This window comes from Acinetobacter sp. V89_7 (genome assembly GCF_029967895.1).
In the GTDB taxonomy this organism is placed as follows: domain Bacteria; phylum Pseudomonadota; class Gammaproteobacteria; order Pseudomonadales; family Moraxellaceae; genus Acinetobacter; species Acinetobacter soli.
In genome coordinates, this window is sequence record NZ_JASCAJ010000020.1 from 62,420 (window position 1) to 79,744 (window position 17,325).

At 42.9% G+C, this 17,325-nt stretch carries 17 protein-coding genes; 13 read left to right on the forward strand and 4 right to left on the reverse strand.

Translation table 11 applies throughout. The features are described from left to right. Positions 1–20: 20 nt before the first annotated feature. The 10 genes from gspL (at position 21) to QLG00_RS04925 (ending at position 10,607) form a co-directional block, all read left to right on the forward strand. Positions 21–1,160 carry a type II secretion system protein GspL gene (gene gspL, locus QLG00_RS04880; RefSeq protein WP_119689570.1) on the forward strand — a complete coding sequence of 380 codons (1,140 nt, stop codon included), beginning with the start codon at positions 21–23 and terminating at the stop codon, positions 1,158–1,160. Continuing rightward, the gene (gene gspM, locus QLG00_RS04885; protein ID WP_004936651.1) at positions 1,160–1,639 is read left to right on the forward strand and encodes a type II secretion system protein GspM; all 480 of its coding nucleotides are present in this window, start codon (positions 1,160–1,162) and stop codon (positions 1,637–1,639) included. Before gspL ends, gspM begins: the two co-directional genes overlap by 1 nt. Before the next feature lie 92 nt (positions 1,640–1,731). After that, a complete protein-coding gene (locus QLG00_RS04890) occupies positions 1,732–2,736 on the forward strand; it encodes a quinone-dependent dihydroorotate dehydrogenase (RefSeq protein ID WP_119689571.1) in 1,005 nt (334 codons plus the stop codon). 3 nt (positions 2,737–2,739) lie between these two features. After that, positions 2,740–3,330, forward strand: a complete 591-nt coding sequence (locus QLG00_RS04895; RefSeq protein ID WP_119689572.1) for a CvpA family protein — start codon at positions 2,740–2,742, stop codon at positions 3,328–3,330. 24 nt (positions 3,331–3,354) lie between these two features. Beyond that, positions 3,355–4,893 (forward strand): amidophosphoribosyltransferase, encoded by a 1,539-nt coding sequence (gene purF / locus QLG00_RS04900; protein ID WP_004936661.1) that lies wholly within the window; start codon positions 3,355–3,357, stop codon positions 4,891–4,893. Between the two features lie 81 nt (positions 4,894–4,974). Next, on the forward strand, positions 4,975–6,864 hold the full coding sequence (locus QLG00_RS04905; protein ID WP_282470593.1) for a M48 family metalloprotease: 1,890 nt from the start codon (positions 4,975–4,977) through the stop codon (positions 6,862–6,864). Between the two features lie 93 nt (positions 6,865–6,957). Then, positions 6,958–7,599, forward strand: a complete 642-nt coding sequence (locus tag QLG00_RS04910; protein WP_282470594.1) for a hypothetical protein — start codon at positions 6,958–6,960, stop codon at positions 7,597–7,599. A 10-nt stretch (positions 7,600–7,609) separates the two neighbouring features. Continuing rightward, positions 7,610–8,578, forward strand: a complete 969-nt coding sequence (locus tag QLG00_RS04915) for a D-glycerate dehydrogenase (RefSeq protein WP_076032715.1) — start codon at positions 7,610–7,612, stop codon at positions 8,576–8,578. A 123-nt stretch (positions 8,579–8,701) separates the two neighbouring features. Further along, positions 8,702–10,147 carry a M48 family metalloprotease gene (locus tag QLG00_RS04920; protein WP_212515746.1) on the forward strand — a complete coding sequence of 482 codons (1,446 nt, stop codon included), beginning with the start codon at positions 8,702–8,704 and terminating at the stop codon, positions 10,145–10,147. A 97-nt stretch (positions 10,148–10,244) separates the two neighbouring features. Beyond that, the gene (locus tag QLG00_RS04925) at positions 10,245–10,607 is read left to right on the forward strand and encodes a hypothetical protein (RefSeq protein ID WP_004936674.1); all 363 of its coding nucleotides are present in this window, start codon (positions 10,245–10,247) and stop codon (positions 10,605–10,607) included. 9 nt (positions 10,608–10,616) lie between these two features. On the opposite strand, the gene QLG00_RS04930 is transcribed toward QLG00_RS04925, so the two are convergent. Both QLG00_RS04930 and rpsU read right to left on the reverse strand, forming a co-directional pair. Then, on the reverse strand, positions 10,617–11,060 hold the full coding sequence (locus tag QLG00_RS04930; RefSeq protein WP_025094844.1) for a GatB/YqeY domain-containing protein: 444 nt from the start codon (positions 11,058–11,060) through the stop codon (positions 10,617–10,619). 36 nt (positions 11,061–11,096) lie between these two features. Beyond that, positions 11,097–11,312 (reverse strand): 30S ribosomal protein S21, encoded by a 216-nt coding sequence (gene rpsU / locus QLG00_RS04935; protein WP_001136722.1) that lies wholly within the window; start codon positions 11,310–11,312, stop codon positions 11,097–11,099. Positions 11,313–11,457: 145 nt separating this feature from the next. On the opposite strand from rpsU, the gene tsaD reads away from it, so the two are divergent. Then, entirely contained in the window at positions 11,458–12,480 is a 1,023-nt protein-coding gene (gene tsaD / locus QLG00_RS04940) for a tRNA (adenosine(37)-N6)-threonylcarbamoyltransferase complex transferase subunit TsaD (protein ID WP_076032713.1), read from the forward strand. Positions 12,481–12,545: 65 nt separating this feature from the next. On the opposite strand, the gene QLG00_RS04945 is transcribed toward tsaD, so the two are convergent. Further along, positions 12,546–13,688, reverse strand: coding sequence for a DUF6670 family protein (locus QLG00_RS04945; protein ID WP_048763677.1), 1,143 nt, complete (start codon positions 13,686–13,688; stop codon positions 12,546–12,548). 117 nt (positions 13,689–13,805) lie between these two features. Then, positions 13,806–14,681 carry an ATP-binding protein gene (locus QLG00_RS04950; RefSeq protein WP_208477137.1) on the reverse strand — a complete coding sequence of 292 codons (876 nt, stop codon included), beginning with the start codon at positions 14,679–14,681 and terminating at the stop codon, positions 13,806–13,808. A gap of 166 nt (positions 14,682–14,847) precedes the next feature. Here QLG00_RS04950 and QLG00_RS04955 point away from each other — a divergent pair, with 166 nt between their 5' ends. Together QLG00_RS04955 and QLG00_RS04960 are read left to right on the forward strand one after the other, a co-directional pair. After that, entirely contained in the window at positions 14,848–16,353 is a 1,506-nt protein-coding gene (locus QLG00_RS04955; RefSeq protein WP_218262213.1) for a DUF3336 domain-containing protein, read from the forward strand. 3 nt (positions 16,354–16,356) lie between these two features. Beyond that, positions 16,357–17,145 (forward strand): protein kinase, encoded by a 789-nt coding sequence (locus QLG00_RS04960; protein ID WP_218262212.1) that lies wholly within the window; start codon positions 16,357–16,359, stop codon positions 17,143–17,145. Positions 17,146–17,325: the final 180 nt, after the last annotated feature.

The window sequence follows — 17,325 nt, forward strand, 5'->3', positions numbered from 1 at the left end:
TAAACGGTAGTAAAAAATTTATGCTGTATATATGGATGCCAGAAGCGGACGGGGCATGGCTGTGGTCAACAGGTAATGATTGGCAATCGGCAAGCAATCTTGAACAGCTTATACATGAGCTTCAGCCTTTTCAGGGGCAAGAAGCGGTCGTGTATTTTTCGAGCCGAAATATTCAGCTTATACAGCAGAAAATCTCAAAACAGCATGTAAAGCAATTGGGTCCAGATGGCATACGCTATTTGCTCGAAGAGTATGTGACTTTACCTATCGATCAAATGCAGATTGTGCATCATTTCAAGGCACCAGATTCGCTCACTGTCATGGGGGTTGCTTTATCATCATTGCAGCTTTGGCAGCAATCTTTAAGTTTGTTGCCTGTAAAGCTGATTGCACTTTTACCAGACTTTTTATTGTTACCTGTACCTCAGCCCGATCAAATCATACTTGCAAACGTACATCAGCATACATTAGCCAGAACGCATGAATTTGCTGGCGCAAGTATTGAAGATGTGGGGTTATTTGTAAGCTTGACACCTTTGGTTGCACACTATAAGTATGCCAATCTGAGCGAAGCACAGTTTGATGCACTTCTTACCTCGACTCCTGAAGCTGAGCACGAAGTATTTGAATATCAGTTTCAGCCAGTTTTAAAAGCCAAACAGCATCCGCTGAATGTGCTGCCTAAACCAAAAAGTACCGTCACAGTCTCGTCATACTGGAAAGTATGTGCAGTAATATTGGCGGCGGTAATATTGGTGCAGTTTAGTTATGATTTGCTTCGTTGGGTACAACTTAAAAAAGTGGCGAACCAGACCGCAGAGCAGTCAATTGCCCAGTACAAAGAATGGTTTGGCGATAATGGCCGAATCACTGAGCAAAATATAAAAAGTTTATTTGAAAGTCAGCTTCGCCTGAATCAGGCTGGCGATACCAATGCATTAAACTTGTTAAGTCGGGTTGGCCCGATTCTGATGCAACGCCAGATTTCTGCTCAACAAGTGAATTATGAGGCCAATGTGTTGACGATGCAGCTTAAGGCAAATTCGTCAGATGATTTACAAAATCTGACCAAGCAGCTTAATCAGCAAGGTTTCAAGGCAGAGTTAGGGCAAGTACAGGCCAATGGTGCAGGCTCATTGGGAATGGTAAAAATACAATAATGAAAATCATGAATCAGTTGCAAAGTGCTTTTGAGCAAAAAATGGAAACCGTACAGCAGGCACTCGAACGAATGTCGGTGCGAGAACGCTATCTGGTGATCTTCACCAGCCTTTTTGTTGCAATTGTTGCGATTGGTTGGTCACTCTGGATGATGCATCACCTTGCAGATGGACAACAGCAACGTTTGAATGTGCTCAAAGACCAAATGGTCTGGATGCAGACCAATGCAGCATCACTTAAACCCTCGACCGATACGCAATTGAGTCTTACAGAAAAAGTGCAACGCGTTTCTCAGCAGCAGGGGGTGAGTGTTTCGGCACAGCAAGTAGGGGAAACGTTACAAATCGTTGCGCAACATCAAAGTTATGCAGTCTTGGCGAATTTTTTAATGCAGTTAACTCAAACGGGCTTAAGTATTGAAAAGATGGAATTAGTTTCTGTAAATAATCAGATTAAATTAACGGCGACAGTGCATTAACCCGCTAAAATAAAGCCCCTGCAAGCATGGCGTTTTGTGGCGCCTGTGCCTATAATAGACGCACCTCAAAAAGCTATAGACTTTGACTGCTTATGTTATATTCGCTTGCTCGCCCTTTGTTGTTTTCTATGGCACCCGAGCGTGCACATGACTTAACGCTATCGCTTTTAAAGTCTGCCCATAAAATGGGATTCATTCGTCAGAAAATTGACGCAAAACCAGTTACCTGCATGGGGATAGAATTCCCAAATCCAGTGGGCTTAGCTGCCGGGCTCGATAAAAATGGCGCATATATTGATGCGCTTGCGGCACTTGGGTTTGGATTTATCGAAATCGGGACGATCACGCCTCGCCCGCAAGCAGGTAATCCGCAGCCGCGCTTGTTTCGTATTCCTGAAGCCAAAGCCATTATCAATCGCATGGGTTTCAATAATGACGGTGTCGATCAGCTCGTCGAAAATGTGAAGGCTTCAAAATTCAAAGGCATTTTAGGGATTAATATCGGAAAAAATGCCGATACACCTGTTGAAAATGCAGTAGATGACTATTTGATTTGTTTAGAAAAAGTTTATAATTACGCGTCCTACATTACAGTCAATATTTCTTCTCCAAACACCAAAAATTTACGTAGTCTTCAAAGTGGCGATGCACTGACCGAACTGTTAGATACATTAAAACAACGTCAGCTTGAGCTTGCAGAGCAGTATCATCATTATGTGCCATTGGTACTTAAGGTCGCGCCAGATTTAAGCCGTGAAGATATCGACTTTATAGCCGCACAATTAATCACCTTTAAAATTGACGGTCTGATTGTCACGAATACCACATTATCACGTGATGGCGTTGAAAATCTTGCATTTGGAAATGAAGCGGGTGGTCTATCGGGTGCACCTGTTTTTGAAAAGAGTACTGCTTGTCTGCGTCAATTTGCAGAGGTGCTCAATGGACAGATTCCTTTGATTGGTGTGGGTGGAATTACGCAAGGTGAACATGCTGTAGCAAAAATAGAAGCAGGTGCCACCCTTGTACAAATCTATAGTGGCCTCATCTATACAGGACCTGAATTAGTTAAACAATGTGTGAGTGCCATAACTTAAACGATGAATACGCTTGATATCATCATTCTGATATTTCTGCTCATTGGAGGGCTTAACGGTTTGCGACAAGGATTTATTAAAGCCTTTGCGAACTTGATTGGCTGGATATTTGCGCTGATTGTCGCGGCAAAATATGCCAATCCCCTTGCACCGAGCATGATGATGTTAAGCCATGACCCCGTGGTTCAGAAAATCGCGGCGTTCGCTTTCATTGTGCTGGTTATTATTGTTTTGACCTGGCTAGTCACTGCACTACTGGATACATTACTCAAAAGTATGAAATTGGGGCCCATCAATCGGATGGCAGGCGGTGCTTTTGGTACGTTAAAAGGCCTCATGATCGTTTTGATTACCATGCAAGGTGTAGGTCCGTGGGTCGAAACCTCTCCACATTGGAAACAGTCTAAAGTCATTCAAACCTTATTGCCGTATGCGCCTTTGGCAACAGAGCTGTCGAAAGATGTAGCCAATGAAGCGATACGTGAAGTGACATCGGAAGGTCGTTTATTTCATCGACCTTCAAATGAAGTGGCAGAACTAGATCGAGTCGACAAAGACCATTCTGACCATTCAACGAAAAATCCTTTTTATTAATCCTAGCTTGTCTGCGAGGTTGCTATGTGTGGAGTAGTTGGTATAGCCGGTAAATCGCCAGTTAACCAAATGTTGTTTGATGCATTAACGATGTTGCAACATCGGGGACAAGATGCAGCTGGGATAGTGACTTGTCATGATGGTCGTTTATTTTTGCGTAAAGACAACGGTATGGTGCGTGACGTTTTTCATACCCGTCACATGCGTGCACTGATCGGGAACTATGGCATCGGGCATGTACGTTACCCAACAGCTGGTTCTTCAAGTAGTGCAGAAGCACAGCCATTTTATGTGAACTCACCTTACGGAATCACGCTGGCGCACAATGGTAACCTGACCAATGCTGCGGATATTCATGACGATTTGTTTAAAACAGACTTGCGTCATATGAACACCGATTCTGATTCTGAAGTATTATTGAATGTTTTTGCGCACGAATTGCAAAAAAGCGGCAAGTTATCACCAACTGCAGAAGATGTCTTTCATGCGGTTTCCCGTGTTCATGAGCGCTGTAAAGGTGCCTATGGCGTTGTCGCGATGATCACAGGACACGGTCTGGTGGGCTTTCGTGATCCAAACGGTATCCGTCCGCTGATTTATGGCTCGCGTGAAACAGAAAAAGGACTGGAGTACATCATTGCGTCTGAATCTGTTGCGATTACAGCACTTGGCTTTAAAATTGAACGTGATATTCAGCCAGGTGAGGCGATTTTCATTAACGATCAAGGCGAAATGTTCACCAAGCAGTGCGCGGCAGATCCACAGCATCGTCCTTGTATTTTTGAATACGTCTATTTTGCGCGTCCAGATGCGATTATCGATGGCATTTCGGTTTATAAAGCGCGTTTAAAAATGGGTGAGAAGCTTGCCAGCAAGATTCTAAAAGAATGGGGTGAGGATCATGGAATTGATGTGGTCATTCCAATTCCAGATACAAGCCGTACTTCTGCGCTCGAACTGGCCAATATGCTGGGTGTGAAGTTCCGCGAAGGTTTCATGAAAAACCGTTATATCGGTCGTACCTTTATTATGCCGGGGCAACAGCAGCGTAAAAAATCAGTACGTCAGAAACTCAACCCGGTCGAGCTTGAGTTTAAAGGCAAAAACGTCTTGTTGGTGGATGACTCGATTGTACGTGGTACCACGTGTAATGAAATCATCCAGATGGCGCGTGATTCAGGTGCAAAAAAAGTGTATTTCGCATCAGCTGCGCCTATGGTCAAATATCCAAATGTCTATGGTATTGACATGCCGGCGAAAACTGAGCTGATTGCCTCTCAGCGTAGTGTTGAAGAAATTCAAGAAATTATCGGTGCCGATCGTTTGATTTTTCAAGACTTAGATGATCTTAAGAGTGCAGTACGTACCACAAAAGTACCAGATTTGCGTGAGTTTGATTGCTCGGTATTTGATGGGGTGTATGTCACAGGTGGTATTGACCATACTTACCTAGAAAACCTTGAACAAAAGCGTAATGACACTGCGAAAAAGAAATCCGATGGTTATATTGATGTGAATATCGATGCGGCCTCAGTGGATTTAACTGGAATTCACGAGCACTGAGTTTCCTTGATAAAAAAGCGGGTTTTTCCCGCTTTTTTATTTTATGATGGGGCAAAACAAGCGCAGTAAGGTTGTTTCAAGTTGAGAGAAGTTCGTCACTATCTGATAGAAAATAAAAATATCATGTGGTCGATCAGTATGTGTTTTCTTGCCATGCTGCTTACCATCTTTATTCTCAATGTTACGCTTGGGCTTGCGGTTCATTTTTTTGATTATACCCAGTCGATTGTCTGGCATGTTTTAAGTCCTTATTTACTCATTTTACTGTTTTTCATTATTGGTGGCTCAGCCGCTTATGAGTTTTATGTGTTTCGTGAAGGTGGACATTCACTGGCCAAACAGCTCAATGGGCGCCGCTTGGTATTGCTTAAAAGTACGCCTGAAGAGAGTTCCGCTTTAAAAATTTCCGATCAGCTGGCCAAAAAGTTTGCTCTCGAACCTCCTGTGCTATATGTACTGCCCGATGAGGTGGGGGTAAATGCCCTGACTGCGGGTTTTCATTCAAAAGATATTGTCATTATATTAACTTGGGGTGCCTTGCAAAATCTGGACGAGCTTGAATTATATGGTTTATTGGCGCATGAGTTTAATCAAATCCTTTCCGGTGAGGCTGTTGAAAATACCAAGTTAAAAATTCTCTATAGTGGTTTAACTACGTTCAGCCAATGGGGTAGTAAAATTGCCAAATTGGGTTTTAAGCCCTATCAGAAAAATAAACGACATAGATTTGAAACCATTTTGGTGGCCATTGGTGGCGTCATTTGGCTCACTGGCAGTATGGGGATTTTAATTACTCGTTTTATTAAATATCTCACCCTGAGCCGCCGTACCTTTCGAAATGATCTGAAAACCTTGCAATTGATAGATAGCCACGCCAATTTGCAAACACTATTACGAATTTACGTACACCACGCAGGGTCGCAAATTCATAGTGTGTATTCTGAAGCCATTGCACATATGTGTTTTGCCAATTCACTCAGTCCACAAAGCTGGATGAATATTCACCCGAGCATTGAAGATCGTATCCATCGGCTTAATCCTTCAATTTTACAAGATTCACAACTTGAGAATTTAAAAAAACTACGTAGCCGAGCACTGTTTAGTTTGTTTATGCCACTTGAAGACGAACATGATGAATTTCATATTACTTGGACATCACCACAGCCTTTACCGCTGCTGCGGTTATCGCCGATCAGCTTTTCTTTAAATGATGCCATCAAGCCGTTAAATCCTGAAATTCGTCAAGGTATGCTAAGACCTGAGCTACTACAGCGAGCACTCCAAACTGCAACAGGCTCGCGTGAGGTTATGGTGGCGATTTTAATGATCCGGCAGTATCGCGAATTTATTCCGCAAGATGCTGCGGTCAGTCAGGCCATTGTAGATGCGCTGCTCCATTTAGATGGTCGTGTGCATGTGCAAATTTTTCATGAGGCATGTCGTAACATTGATAATATGCCGGCGAGTATTGCACGTCAGTTTCTGACCCGTTTGGCTCTAATTATTCAAGAGGATGGTGAAATTGGATTGCTCGATGCGTTGTTGCTTGAGCGGGTAAAGTATGAATTGAACCTGATGCCTAATCATACGCCTTCTGCATTAGAAGATGTCAAACCGCAGATTGTGCGTTTGATCGATGCTTTACTGCATGTGCAGCAAATCAATAGTCCTAATCAGCTTGAAGTGCGCGAGCGTATCTTGCAAAGTATTTTAACCTTTGAGGATATGCAGCTCTTTTCCGAAATATCCGATGAGCCGATTGACCTAGCAGAAATCTTAAATGACATCGCAGGACTTTTGTTGCGTGATCGTCTGAGTATTTTAGGTGTGGCTGAGATGTGTCTCTGGAATGATCGTATTATTACCCAAGATGAAATGGATGTTCTAGAGTTATTGTATTGGCGCTTTGGATTTGAGTCTGCCAATATTGTGGATGAAATGCAGAAGAAAAATAGCCTCATGATTATCTAAATGCTATGTATCAAAACAGGCAAGAGAAAAGGCTGCAAAGCGGGCCGAGACACGTTAAAATGCGCGTTGAAATGAATGTATAGATAGAAACGAATGGTCGGTCAGCAGCGGAATATTTTAGCAGCAATGGGTGTGGATGTATGGATACCACGTCATCACGTTGCTCAAAAAAATACAGCGGCGTCCATATGGCGTGATCAAATGCCCGAGCAACAACTGGCCGTACCTAAGTATGTAGATGTTGCTGTCAATATTCCTGAAACAAAATCTTTACCTGTATTGGAGCCGGTTCAGGAACAACCGGTTCATGTTGAAATTACAGCACAAAATACTGTGCCTCAACAGCCTAAAGTACTGCTCGAGCTTGAAGCACTGGTCGAATGTGATGCGTTTCAGTTTGAAGCATATTGCTTTCAGGACAAAGTGTTAGTGATTGATGCAACTGGATTAACCGAGGCTGAAAGTCAGCTTTGGTCAAATATTCAAGCTGCTATGCCAGGTGAATATGCTGAACTGAGCTGGCCATTTCCGCGTTTAGATTTTAGAGATTCACGTGGGGTGCAGGCCTATGTTCAAGGGTTTTTAGATGCCATAGCAATCGATAAAAAAGTGTTATGCTTGGGTAAGCTGAAGTTTTTAACACATACAGATTGTATGTATCTGGCCAGCTTAAGTGAGATGTTGGAAAAGCCGATACTCAAAAAACGTTTGTGGACATTAATGCAGTCATCGTAAAGGGAAAGAAATGAAAAAAAAGGTAGTGGTATTTAGCCAGATCGACTCAAAAATATTAGCAAAATTACAAGAACTCTATGACGTTCGGGTTTTAGATCCTAAGCAGGGCGATATCAATACTCAAATCCGTGAAGAAGTTGTCGACGCGCATGGCATGATTGGAGCGGGACGACTACTTAACGAATCAAATCTGGCGCCAGCCAAGCACTTAAAAATTATCTCAACGGTAAGTGTCGGTTATGACAACTATGATGTGGATTATCTCAATCAGCGTCAGATCTGGTTGGCACATACACCACATGTATTGACCGAAACCACAGCCGATCTGGCATTTACCTTGTTAATGAGTGCAGCACGTCAGGTGCCGCATCTAGATCGATGGACCAAATCAGGTGAATGGAAACGTACTGTTGCTCCAGCACAGTTTGGTCAGGATATTTACGGAAAAACACTGGGTATTATTGGACTGGGTAATATTGGCGCTGCTATTGCGCGTCGTGGCCTATACGGCTTTAATATGAATATTCTTTATCATAACCGCCGTGAAAAGTTGGCGCTTGCCCAACCATTAAATGCAACGTATTGTGATTTAAATACACTGCTGCAATCGTCTGATTTTGTGGTGGTGGCGGTAGATCTCAATACGGAATCTGAAGCATTAATTGGTAAAAATGAGCTGGCTCAGATGCAGTCTCATGCTGTGCTGGTGAATATTTCTCGTGGTTCGGTGATTGATGAGGCTGCACTGATTGACGCCTTAAAGCAGCAACAGATTTTTGCAGCAGGTTTGGATGTCTATCAAAAAGAGCCTTTACAATCTTCAGAGTTGTTTGAACTAAACAATGTGGTGACATTACCGCATATTGGTTCGGCGACTGCGCAAACACGCTATAAAATGGCAGAGCTCGCGTTTAAAAATTTACAGACAGCACTAGATGATCAGACACCAGCCTATCTGGTCAATCCGGAATTTAAATAATTTTTAAAGCAATAATGGCTTCACTGTAAAAGAATCATGATTAAACTCTTCTAACACTTTGTAGCACTTTACGAATGTTGTGGGTGCTATAGTACTAAAAATTCGTTCGGCCTGAGTGTGAAGTTGAAACGTAGCATTATGATTCTGGGAGTCACTGCGGTTGCCACCCTAGCATCGGCACATTCCGATTTTAATTTTGCTGATCATAGCGTGCATTTTGATGTGCCTGAGATTTCAAGCGGCGTGGGTTTGATCGATCAACAAAAAGAAAAACAGATCGGTGAAAAAGTATATCGAGAAATTCAGAAACAATTACCTGTTATGCATGATCCATGGTTGCAAGATCAATATGCTCAGATTTTTTTCCGAATTTTAGGGCAAACTCAAATGAGCCAGCCCGTCGGTTTAGTGATACTGAAAAGCCCTCAAATTAACGCCTTTGCTGTGCCCGGTGGCTTATTTGCACTCAATACTGGCCTCATTGCCAATGCGCAAAATATTGATGAAGTCGCTGGTGTGATGGCGCATGAAGTGGCACACGTTACGCAGCGGCATTATAGCCGTTCTCAAGAAGCATTTAAGGGGCAAGGATTACTGGCGCTTGCAGGCATATTGGTGGGGGCGGCACTGGCGACTAAATCGAATGGTGAAGCAGGCTCTGCACTGATGTTGGGAACGCAAGCAGCTCTCATTGATAAACAACTGACCTATAGCCGTAATCAAGAGCGTGAAGCAGACCGAATTGGCATGCAATATATGTATGCTGCTGGTTATAATCCGCAAAGTATGGCCGATTTTTTTGAAACCATGCAGCGCTCTAGTGTCGGGATTGGGTTTTTACCCGATTTCTGGATGACTCATCCACTCACCACCGAGCGAATGAGCGAGGCACGATTAAGAGCGAATCAATTGCCTAAAGTGACGCATAGTTTATATGATCCGAATTTTCAAATATTAAAATGGTACACAGCGGCCGTTTCGAATCAAGCGACGGAAGAGCAACTTAAAACAATCGTAAAACAAGGCAACAATGAAGCGAAGTTTGGGCTTGCTGCGTTTTATTTAAATCGGGGTGATAGTCAGGCTACGCAAAATGTCCTCGATAGCCTTCCAGATTCGCTCAAGCAGCATACTTTGTTTGCTCTAATTCAAACCGATGTGTATTTGGATCAACATAAGTACGAGCAGGCTTACGCTGTTATCAATGCAGCACAGAAGGTAATGCCAGAAAATCGTGCACTGAGTTATAAGCTTGCAACTGTTTATATTCAACAAAGTAAACCATCGCAGGCGCAACAACTGGTACAAAAGTTTATTAATCAAAATCCGAGAGATATCGAGGCATGGCGCCTGATGCAGCAAGCCGCAGCACTTCAGCCACAGACTTCAGTCAATCAAATCAATGCTTTGCGGTATCGGGCTGAAGTACAGTTTTGGTCAGGCAATGAAGAAAATGCAATTAAATCGATGTTGCATGCTCAGCGTTTGGCGACAACTAATGCTGCTTTATCTGCGCGGATTGATCAACGTTTAAAAGAAATGCAGGCTGACCATGCTTTAAACATTTAAAAATAAATGTTAAAAAGCATCATGAGCAAGTAACAGCTCTCTAAATCTTTTATACTTTTAAAAATTAAATCGAAGATGAATGAAATAATTGAAAATAATGAAATTGAATCAGATACTCGTTGTGGTTTTTTGTGTGGTGATGCAGCAAGGGCATGCTGCAATGCCTGAACGCTATTTAAATGCGGTAGATAAAATATCCAAGCAGTACAGTGAACAAATGAAAACTTTCCTGCGATCACTCAATCCGAAACAAACTGGATTTAACGATGCGCAAAAAGCACAGTATTGTGGCATGATCGATCAGTACATTGATCATATGTACGCAGTTACAGAGAAGTATCGTGGAGATTTACCGCTATCTTATGCTCGTTTGACCAAACAGGATTTGATTCAACAAGTATTGGCATCGAAGGAGATGCAACTGGTGAAAGCCTACAATATTGAATGTACGTTTAATTAAGTTTTTCTATTAACTCAATTTGGCTTTGATTTTGGAAGAGACTTGTGCAGGATCGGCACGCCCGGCTATGATCGGACGTAGAGAATTCATCACCTTACCCATATCTTTCATGCTAGTAGCACCTTGAGCAGCAATCGTTTGCTCAATGAGAGAGTCAAGCGCTTCCTCAGTCATAGCTTCTGGTAGAAATTGAGAAATAACCTCAATCTCGGCTTGCTCTTTACTAGCTAAATCATCACGACCAGCGCCTTCAAAGGCTTTGATCGATTCTTTACGCTGTTTAATTTGCTTTTCAATGACCGCAAGAACTTGCGCGTCGTCAAGCTCTTTGCGCTCATCGACTTCGATTTGCTTAATTGCTGCCTGAAGACCACGAATCACCATTACTGTTGCCATTTCTTTGGCACGCATTGAAGTTTTTAATACGTCAGTAATCTGGTCTTTTAAAGTCATCGTCGTCATCTTTTTAGGCAGTCAATCACAAATTAATTAGTAAAGGCGAGTAGTGCGAACAGATTCACGCGCCAATTTCTTTTGGTAGCGTTTAACAGCAGCAGCTTTTTTGCGTTTACGTTCTTGAGTCGGTTTTTCGTAGAACTCGCGCTTACGAACGTCAGCCAAAACACCCGCTTTCTCGCATGAACGCTTGAAACGACGGATTGCTACGTCAACTGGCTCGCCTTCTTTCAACTTAACTTGTGGCATGTAAAATCCTCTAGATTATGGATAACATCTAACGCACGATTGCACTAGATGACAAGTGAAGGTCAGTATTTTACTCATTTACAACTGATATCACAAGTCTATAATAGCGATGACACAATTTTTGTAGCATGTAATAGGCGGTTAAATGATTGTTTTGGGTCTTGAAACATCGTGTGATGAAACGGGTCTGGCGCTTTATGATAGCGAACGAGGGCTACTCGGACAGGTCCTCTACAGTCAGATTAAACTTCATGCAGAATATGGTGGTGTGGTGCCTGAGCTGGCATCACGCGATCATGTCAGAAAAATGATTCCACTTCTGGATCAGCTTTTAAATGACAGCCAAATTAAAAAATCACAAATTGATGCAGTGGCCTACACCCGTGGTCCGGGCCTGATGGGCGCACTCATGACCGGCGCCTTATTTGGTCGTAGTTTGGCATTTGCTTTAAATAAGCCGGGAATTGGCGTGCACCATATGGAAGGTCATATGCTTGCACCGCTGCTTTCTGCAACACCGCCCGAATTTCCTTTTGTTGCGCTGTTGGTCTCTGGCGGCCATACCCAGTTGATGGCGGCCTATGATATTGGCAAATATGAATTACTGGGTGAGTCTATTGATGATGCAGCAGGTGAGGCCTTTGATAAAGTTGCGAAAATGATGGGGTTGCCTTACCCGGGCGGGCCAAATATTGCCAAACTGGCTTTACAAGGAAATCCCGAAGCATTTGAGTTTCCGCGTCCAATGTTGCACCAAGGGTTAGACTTTTCTTTTAGCGGTCTGAAAACAGCGGTTTCGGTGCAATTGAAAAAATTAGGAGAAGAACAACGCGATGCCGATATTGCGGCGTCTTTTCAAGAAGCGATTGTTGATACATTAGTAAAAAAATCTGTTAAGGCACTTAAGCAAACCGGCTTAAAACGCTTGGTGATTGCGGGTGGTGTGAGTGCGAATGTGCGTTTGCGTGAACGTTTAGAGCACTCGTTAGCTAAAATTAAAGCACAGGTCTATTACGCAGAACCTGCACTCTGTACCGACAACGGCGCCATGATTGCGTTTGCAGGTTATCAGCGTTTGAAATGTGGTCAGCATGACAATCTTGTCGTGACCACAACACCGCGTTGGCCCATGACCGAGTTGTCTCATCCAGCGCAAACCAATCACTGATCCTGACCATGTTGTAAAAAGGCATCTTTATCAAGATGCCTTTTTTATTGTATAGCAGGAATATCCTAGGTTTTTGGCATAAATTCACCGCCGTACTGCTCATTGAATGATTTCTGATCTAAATTTTGTGGATCCATTATATCGATATGCGCCATCATGCCATGACCATGGCTTACAGAATTGAGCTGTTGTGCTTTAAATTTAAAGCCTGCGATGTAGCCTTGGCCATAGCCTGTGTAAGGCAGGGAGTTGAGTTGAGCATAGACACAAAGCCGCACATCACCATTATTGTCATAAACAGTCCATTCGAATTGCTCAGCGACTAAGGTGTCGTGTCCGTTGGGGGATTGCATAGGAGACGGTTGATACTGAATGACAGAAAAAATAACATCATCATAGACCTCGCATAAACCACCGCTATGCCGTATCAATACCGTATTGCAAAGCGGCTTGCCTGCTAAATCCATGCGATAAAAAATCACTTGTGTCTGCGCATCTAAATTAAGCATATGCTGCGTAACAAAATAGACGGGCAAGCTGCCGATAAGCTCTCGTGCATAACTCTTGGGTGTAGATGCAAGCGCACTTCGCACAAAATCAAAAGTGCCTGTTCCTTGCACCTCATCATGTTTTGAATTGGTCTGTATATAACCGCTATAACGTGTCATACAATTTAAATGATCGTAGAGCCAAGATTTAGCTAACCAAGATACAGGGCTGCATAGCGAAACCTCAATTTCATAGCGAAGCGATGAAGATTCACCTTTAATTTTAAAGGTGGGAGAGTTGCCCTCAATCAATAGCTGTTGTCCCAAAAGTAATTTATCTGTGCTCGAGATTACATCAGCCTTATGAAATGAATCGCTGGAGTTGATTGTGCTATCCAATAAATGACAGTTATAGGCTAGCTGAACATCTGCAATTGGATCTGTGGCAGAGGCCTTATGTGTATCTAGACCATAAAGCCCAGATTCTCCAAAGCTTGCACGTACATTCAGAAATGTTTCAGGCTGAATCAGATTGGGAAAACAAAACTGATATTGGGCGTAATGGTAACGCTCATCATTCAGATAAGGTTGAATAATCGATCTGAGATCTGAATGCGAACTGGATGCTTCTGAAAACTGAAAAATGGGGTAGAGGTGATGTATGGCTTTAGCAAGCCACGCTGTTCTGGCATTCTTATTGGGCGCAGAGAAAATATTCATTGGATTGCCTATCTTCTTATCATGTCTATGGCTATTTTAGAGGCGATAACAAGACAGGCTACAGGGCTATTGATGTCAGTTTCGGGTCATAACAGGACGTAAATTCAGATGAATTGTCTAACAATTTTGGTGAAGTTGCTGCGATCCGATCCAGTGCTTGGAAAACTGATACGCTGCTCGGCCTGAACGTTGTCCGCGTGACTGACTCCAGCGTAAGCTTTCGGCACGAACTGTTTCATCAAATATAAGGCCTGCTTGTACAATGTAGTGCTCGACAATTTCAAGGTATAAGTTTTGATCCATCGGATAAAAAGAAAGCCATAAACCAAAGCGATCTGAGAGTGAAATTTTTTCTTCGATGGCTTCTTGAGGGTGTAGTTCTTTGTACTGAGGAACATCAACTTTAGTGACCGGTGTATTTTCATGCATAAATTCAGGCAGTAAATGACGACGGTTACTGGTGGCATAGATGATAAAATTGTTTGAACCAGACTGAAGTGAGCCATCTAATACACTCTTCAGGCTGCGATAATTTTCATCTTCAGCGTTAAATGCTAAATCGTCGCAATAGACAATAAATTTTTCTGGCCGCTCGGCAATGATTTTCTGAATAAGCGGAAGATCGCTTAAATCATCACGCTCAATTTCAATCAGGCGTAAACCCTCAGCCATATATTCGGTTAAAAGCGCGCGCACAATTGAAGATTTTCCCGTGCCTCGAGAGCCCGTGAGCAAAATATCGTTTGCTGGAAAGCCGTGCAGAAATTGTAAGGTATTTTGTACGATTTTTTTCTTTTGAGCTTCAATGCCTTTTAAGTCATCGAGTCGAAATGTCTTGGGCGTATAGATCGGCTTTAACTGTCGATCTTGCCATTTAAATGCGGGCGCCGAAAAATCGGGTGCTTGAGGTAGCTCAGGTAAAGTCTGCTGTAACTGATTTAAAACACGAGATAAGGTCTCAATCAGATGATCGGGTAAATCGAAACTTGCCATAGTAGAGGTCGATATGTATCAAACAGAATAGCTCAAAGAGTATATCGACTTGCGTGGCTTTTAAAGGGTTGATTGTGAATCAATTGATCACAAGAACATTTTCGCAATTGATCAAATCCGATTGCTGTAGCATAGTTTTGAAACCACTCATCCTATAGGACATGGTATGTTCGCTATGAAAAAAACGGATATGAATCCCTATCAGGCATATCGTATCAAGAAATTAAAATATCAATTAAAAAATGCTGAAACCTATTCGGAGTGGAAGTCGATTGCCTTGCAACTCGACGAAGAAACAGGATCGCAAGAGTGGAAATTTGATAACAGCTCGCCTTATTTCGATGCGGAACTGATCTCGTATCGGTTGAATTTACTACGTAAATTTAGGTTGCAACAACATGTGTTAGATACGGTTTATTTGCTACAAGAAGGATTAACACACGACATTGCCAATATTGGACACCCGATGCTGTTTGCCTCGACTTACGTAGGCACCAAACAAATTATTGAAGATTATATTGAAGAAGTGTCTGCGTCACTGGCGTTTGTCGCAGGCAGTCAATGCCAGACGCTTACCCATGCAGAAAAAATCCGTTTTTTTAAAAATTGTCAAAAAACCTATGGACAGCCAGCACTGATGTTCTCAGGTGGTGCCACATTGGGCTTATTTCATAGTGGTGTATGTAAAGCACTGATGGAACAGGACTTAATGCCGAAAGTGCTATCGGGTTCGAGCGCAGGTGCTATTATGGCCGGTATGCTTGGAACATCGAGCCCATCGGAGTTTCAGCGCATTTTGGCCGGCGAGACTTTTTTTAGTGAGGCTTTTCGCTTTCGGGATACAAAAGATTTGCTTAGAGGTAATGGTGGGCTTGCAGATGTCAAATACCTTAAAACTTTTCTGATTGAAAACTTGGGAGACCTGACCTTTTCTGAGGCTTTAGAAAAATCAGGCTTGCATATTAATGTAGCGGTTGCGCCGTATGATGGCTCTCAAAATGCCCGCATTATGAATGCTTACACGGCACCAAATCTGCTGGTCTGGAGTGCTGTGCTGGCCTCATGTGCTGTTCCGGTGCTCTTTCCGGCAGTTCGCCTGACCAGTAAAAACCGTGATGGTGAGCATACGCCCTACATGGCCAATACCAGATGGGTGGATGGCAGCGTAAGAAGTGATTTCCCGCAAGAAAAAATGTCGCGTCTTTATAATTTGAATTACACCATTGCCAGTCAGGTTAATCCGCATGTGGTGCCGTTTATGCAAAGCGACATTTCTCGCTATCGAAAGGATATTTTAAGCTGGCCTCAGCGAATTCTTCGTCGCCAAGGAAAAGTCATATCGCTGGGAATTATGGATTTTACTCGCGAGCGCTTAGGCACAGTAGCACCGGTACGCCGCTTGCTTGATCATGGCTATGGAATCGTGGGGCAGCGATATTATGGTGATGTGAATATTATTGCACCGTTCAATCTGCGCCAGTACAAATATATGCTGCAAAATCCACGCCCACATCTGTTTAAGCTACTTCAGCAGCAAGGAGAGCGTGCAACATGGCCCAAACTTTCTGCTATTGAGACTTATGCCCGAATTGGTAAAACCATTCAGCACTGTATTGAAGTGCTTGAATATCAAAAGGGAAGTGCGACTCAGCGTAAGCCACTCAGCGCATAACCGATGTTTAACGATCATGAGCTGATATTACACACGCATAGTCATCGTTTTGCGTTAGGGCGCCGTTTATATCAATTTCGTGCAGGAGGACAGCAATACTGGCTCAAAGCACAAATTGCAGAGCGTCATGCTGAGACAGAAGCAGGCTTTCACAATGAGCTTGGATTTTATCAATGGGCCAGTAACCGTATAAGCCATATTCTGCCAGCGCGAATTGAGACATTAGGCATGCTTGGTCAAGAGCGAACCACTGGAGATATTCTGATTTTACCGCATGCAAGTTCAATGTTTGCTGTAAGCGTGCATGAACTTTCATTTGACATCGTGGTAAAGCGGATTGAGCAGTTGCTCGATTGCTTGCATGACTATGAACAATCTGGCTGCATTCATGGTGATTTAAAGCCAGATCACTGTGTAATATTCAATAATCGCGTTTGCTTGATCGATTTTGAGCAAAGTGATTCTGCCTCCATGCATCCACCACCAGGTATAACGGCAACCCCGCGTTATATGGCACCTGAGTTATTTCATGGGGCACAAAAGAGTATCGGTAGTGATTTATATGCACTGGGAGTGATGCTTTATGAGTGGTTGAATCACACCCGATTAACTGCAAAAAGTTATCGAGAGTGGGCATATTTGCATTGTCAAACATTCGATTTACAGCTAGTACATGAATATTCAGGGCTTTATCCTTTACTTGATGGACTTTTAAAAAAACAGTTTTCACAGCGATTTACATCGGTAAGTGAAGCAAAATGTACATTTGATCAGCTAAAATTGACGATATAATAAACATAAGCCTTTGATTTGATTTTTATTTAATCAACCGGTTGTTTTTTTGAAAAAAAGACTTGTCATCATGAAACCTTATCGATAATATACACAGCCATCGGGGGGCGTGGCGAAATTGGTAGACGCACTGGATTTAGGTTCCAGCGCCGCAAGGTGTAAGAGTTCGAGTCTCTTCGC

Bases quoted from the DNA above. Each gene is read 5' to 3' on its own strand.
- QLG00_RS04930 (WP_025094844.1), bottom strand. From the start codon at position 11,060: ATGACTTTAAAAGACCAGATTACTGACGTATTAAAAACTTCAATGCGT.
- QLG00_RS04955 (WP_218262213.1), top strand. From the start codon at position 14,848: ATGTTCGCTATGAAAAAAACGGATATGAATCCCTATCAGGCATATCGT.
- gspL (WP_119689570.1), top strand. From the start codon at position 21: ATGCTGTATATATGGATGCCAGAAGCGGACGGGGCATGGCTGTGGTCA.
- QLG00_RS04945 (WP_048763677.1), bottom strand. From the start codon at position 13,688: ATGAATATTTTCTCTGCGCCCAATAAGAATGCCAGAACAGCGTGGCTT.
- QLG00_RS04915 (WP_076032715.1), top strand. From the start codon at position 7,610: ATGAAAAAAAAGGTAGTGGTATTTAGCCAGATCGACTCAAAAATATTA.
- rpsU (WP_001136722.1), bottom strand. From the start codon at position 11,312: ATGCCACAAGTTAAGTTGAAAGAAGGCGAGCCAGTTGACGTAGCAATC.
- QLG00_RS04895 (WP_119689572.1), top strand. From the start codon at position 2,740: ATGAATACGCTTGATATCATCATTCTGATATTTCTGCTCATTGGAGGG.
- QLG00_RS04890 (WP_119689571.1), top strand. From the start codon at position 1,732: ATGTTATATTCGCTTGCTCGCCCTTTGTTGTTTTCTATGGCACCCGAG.
- QLG00_RS04950 (WP_208477137.1), bottom strand. From the start codon at position 14,681: ATGGCAAGTTTCGATTTACCCGATCATCTGATTGAGACCTTATCTCGT.
- gspM (WP_004936651.1), top strand. From the start codon at position 1,160: ATGAAAATCATGAATCAGTTGCAAAGTGCTTTTGAGCAAAAAATGGAA.
- QLG00_RS04910 (WP_282470594.1), top strand. From the start codon at position 6,958: ATGGTCGGTCAGCAGCGGAATATTTTAGCAGCAATGGGTGTGGATGTA.
- QLG00_RS04925 (WP_004936674.1), top strand. From the start codon at position 10,245: ATGAAATTGAATCAGATACTCGTTGTGGTTTTTTGTGTGGTGATGCAG.
- purF (WP_004936661.1), top strand. From the start codon at position 3,355: ATGTGTGGAGTAGTTGGTATAGCCGGTAAATCGCCAGTTAACCAAATG.
- QLG00_RS04960 (WP_218262212.1), top strand. From the start codon at position 16,357: ATGTTTAACGATCATGAGCTGATATTACACACGCATAGTCATCGTTTT.
- tsaD (WP_076032713.1), top strand. From the start codon at position 11,458: ATGATTGTTTTGGGTCTTGAAACATCGTGTGATGAAACGGGTCTGGCG.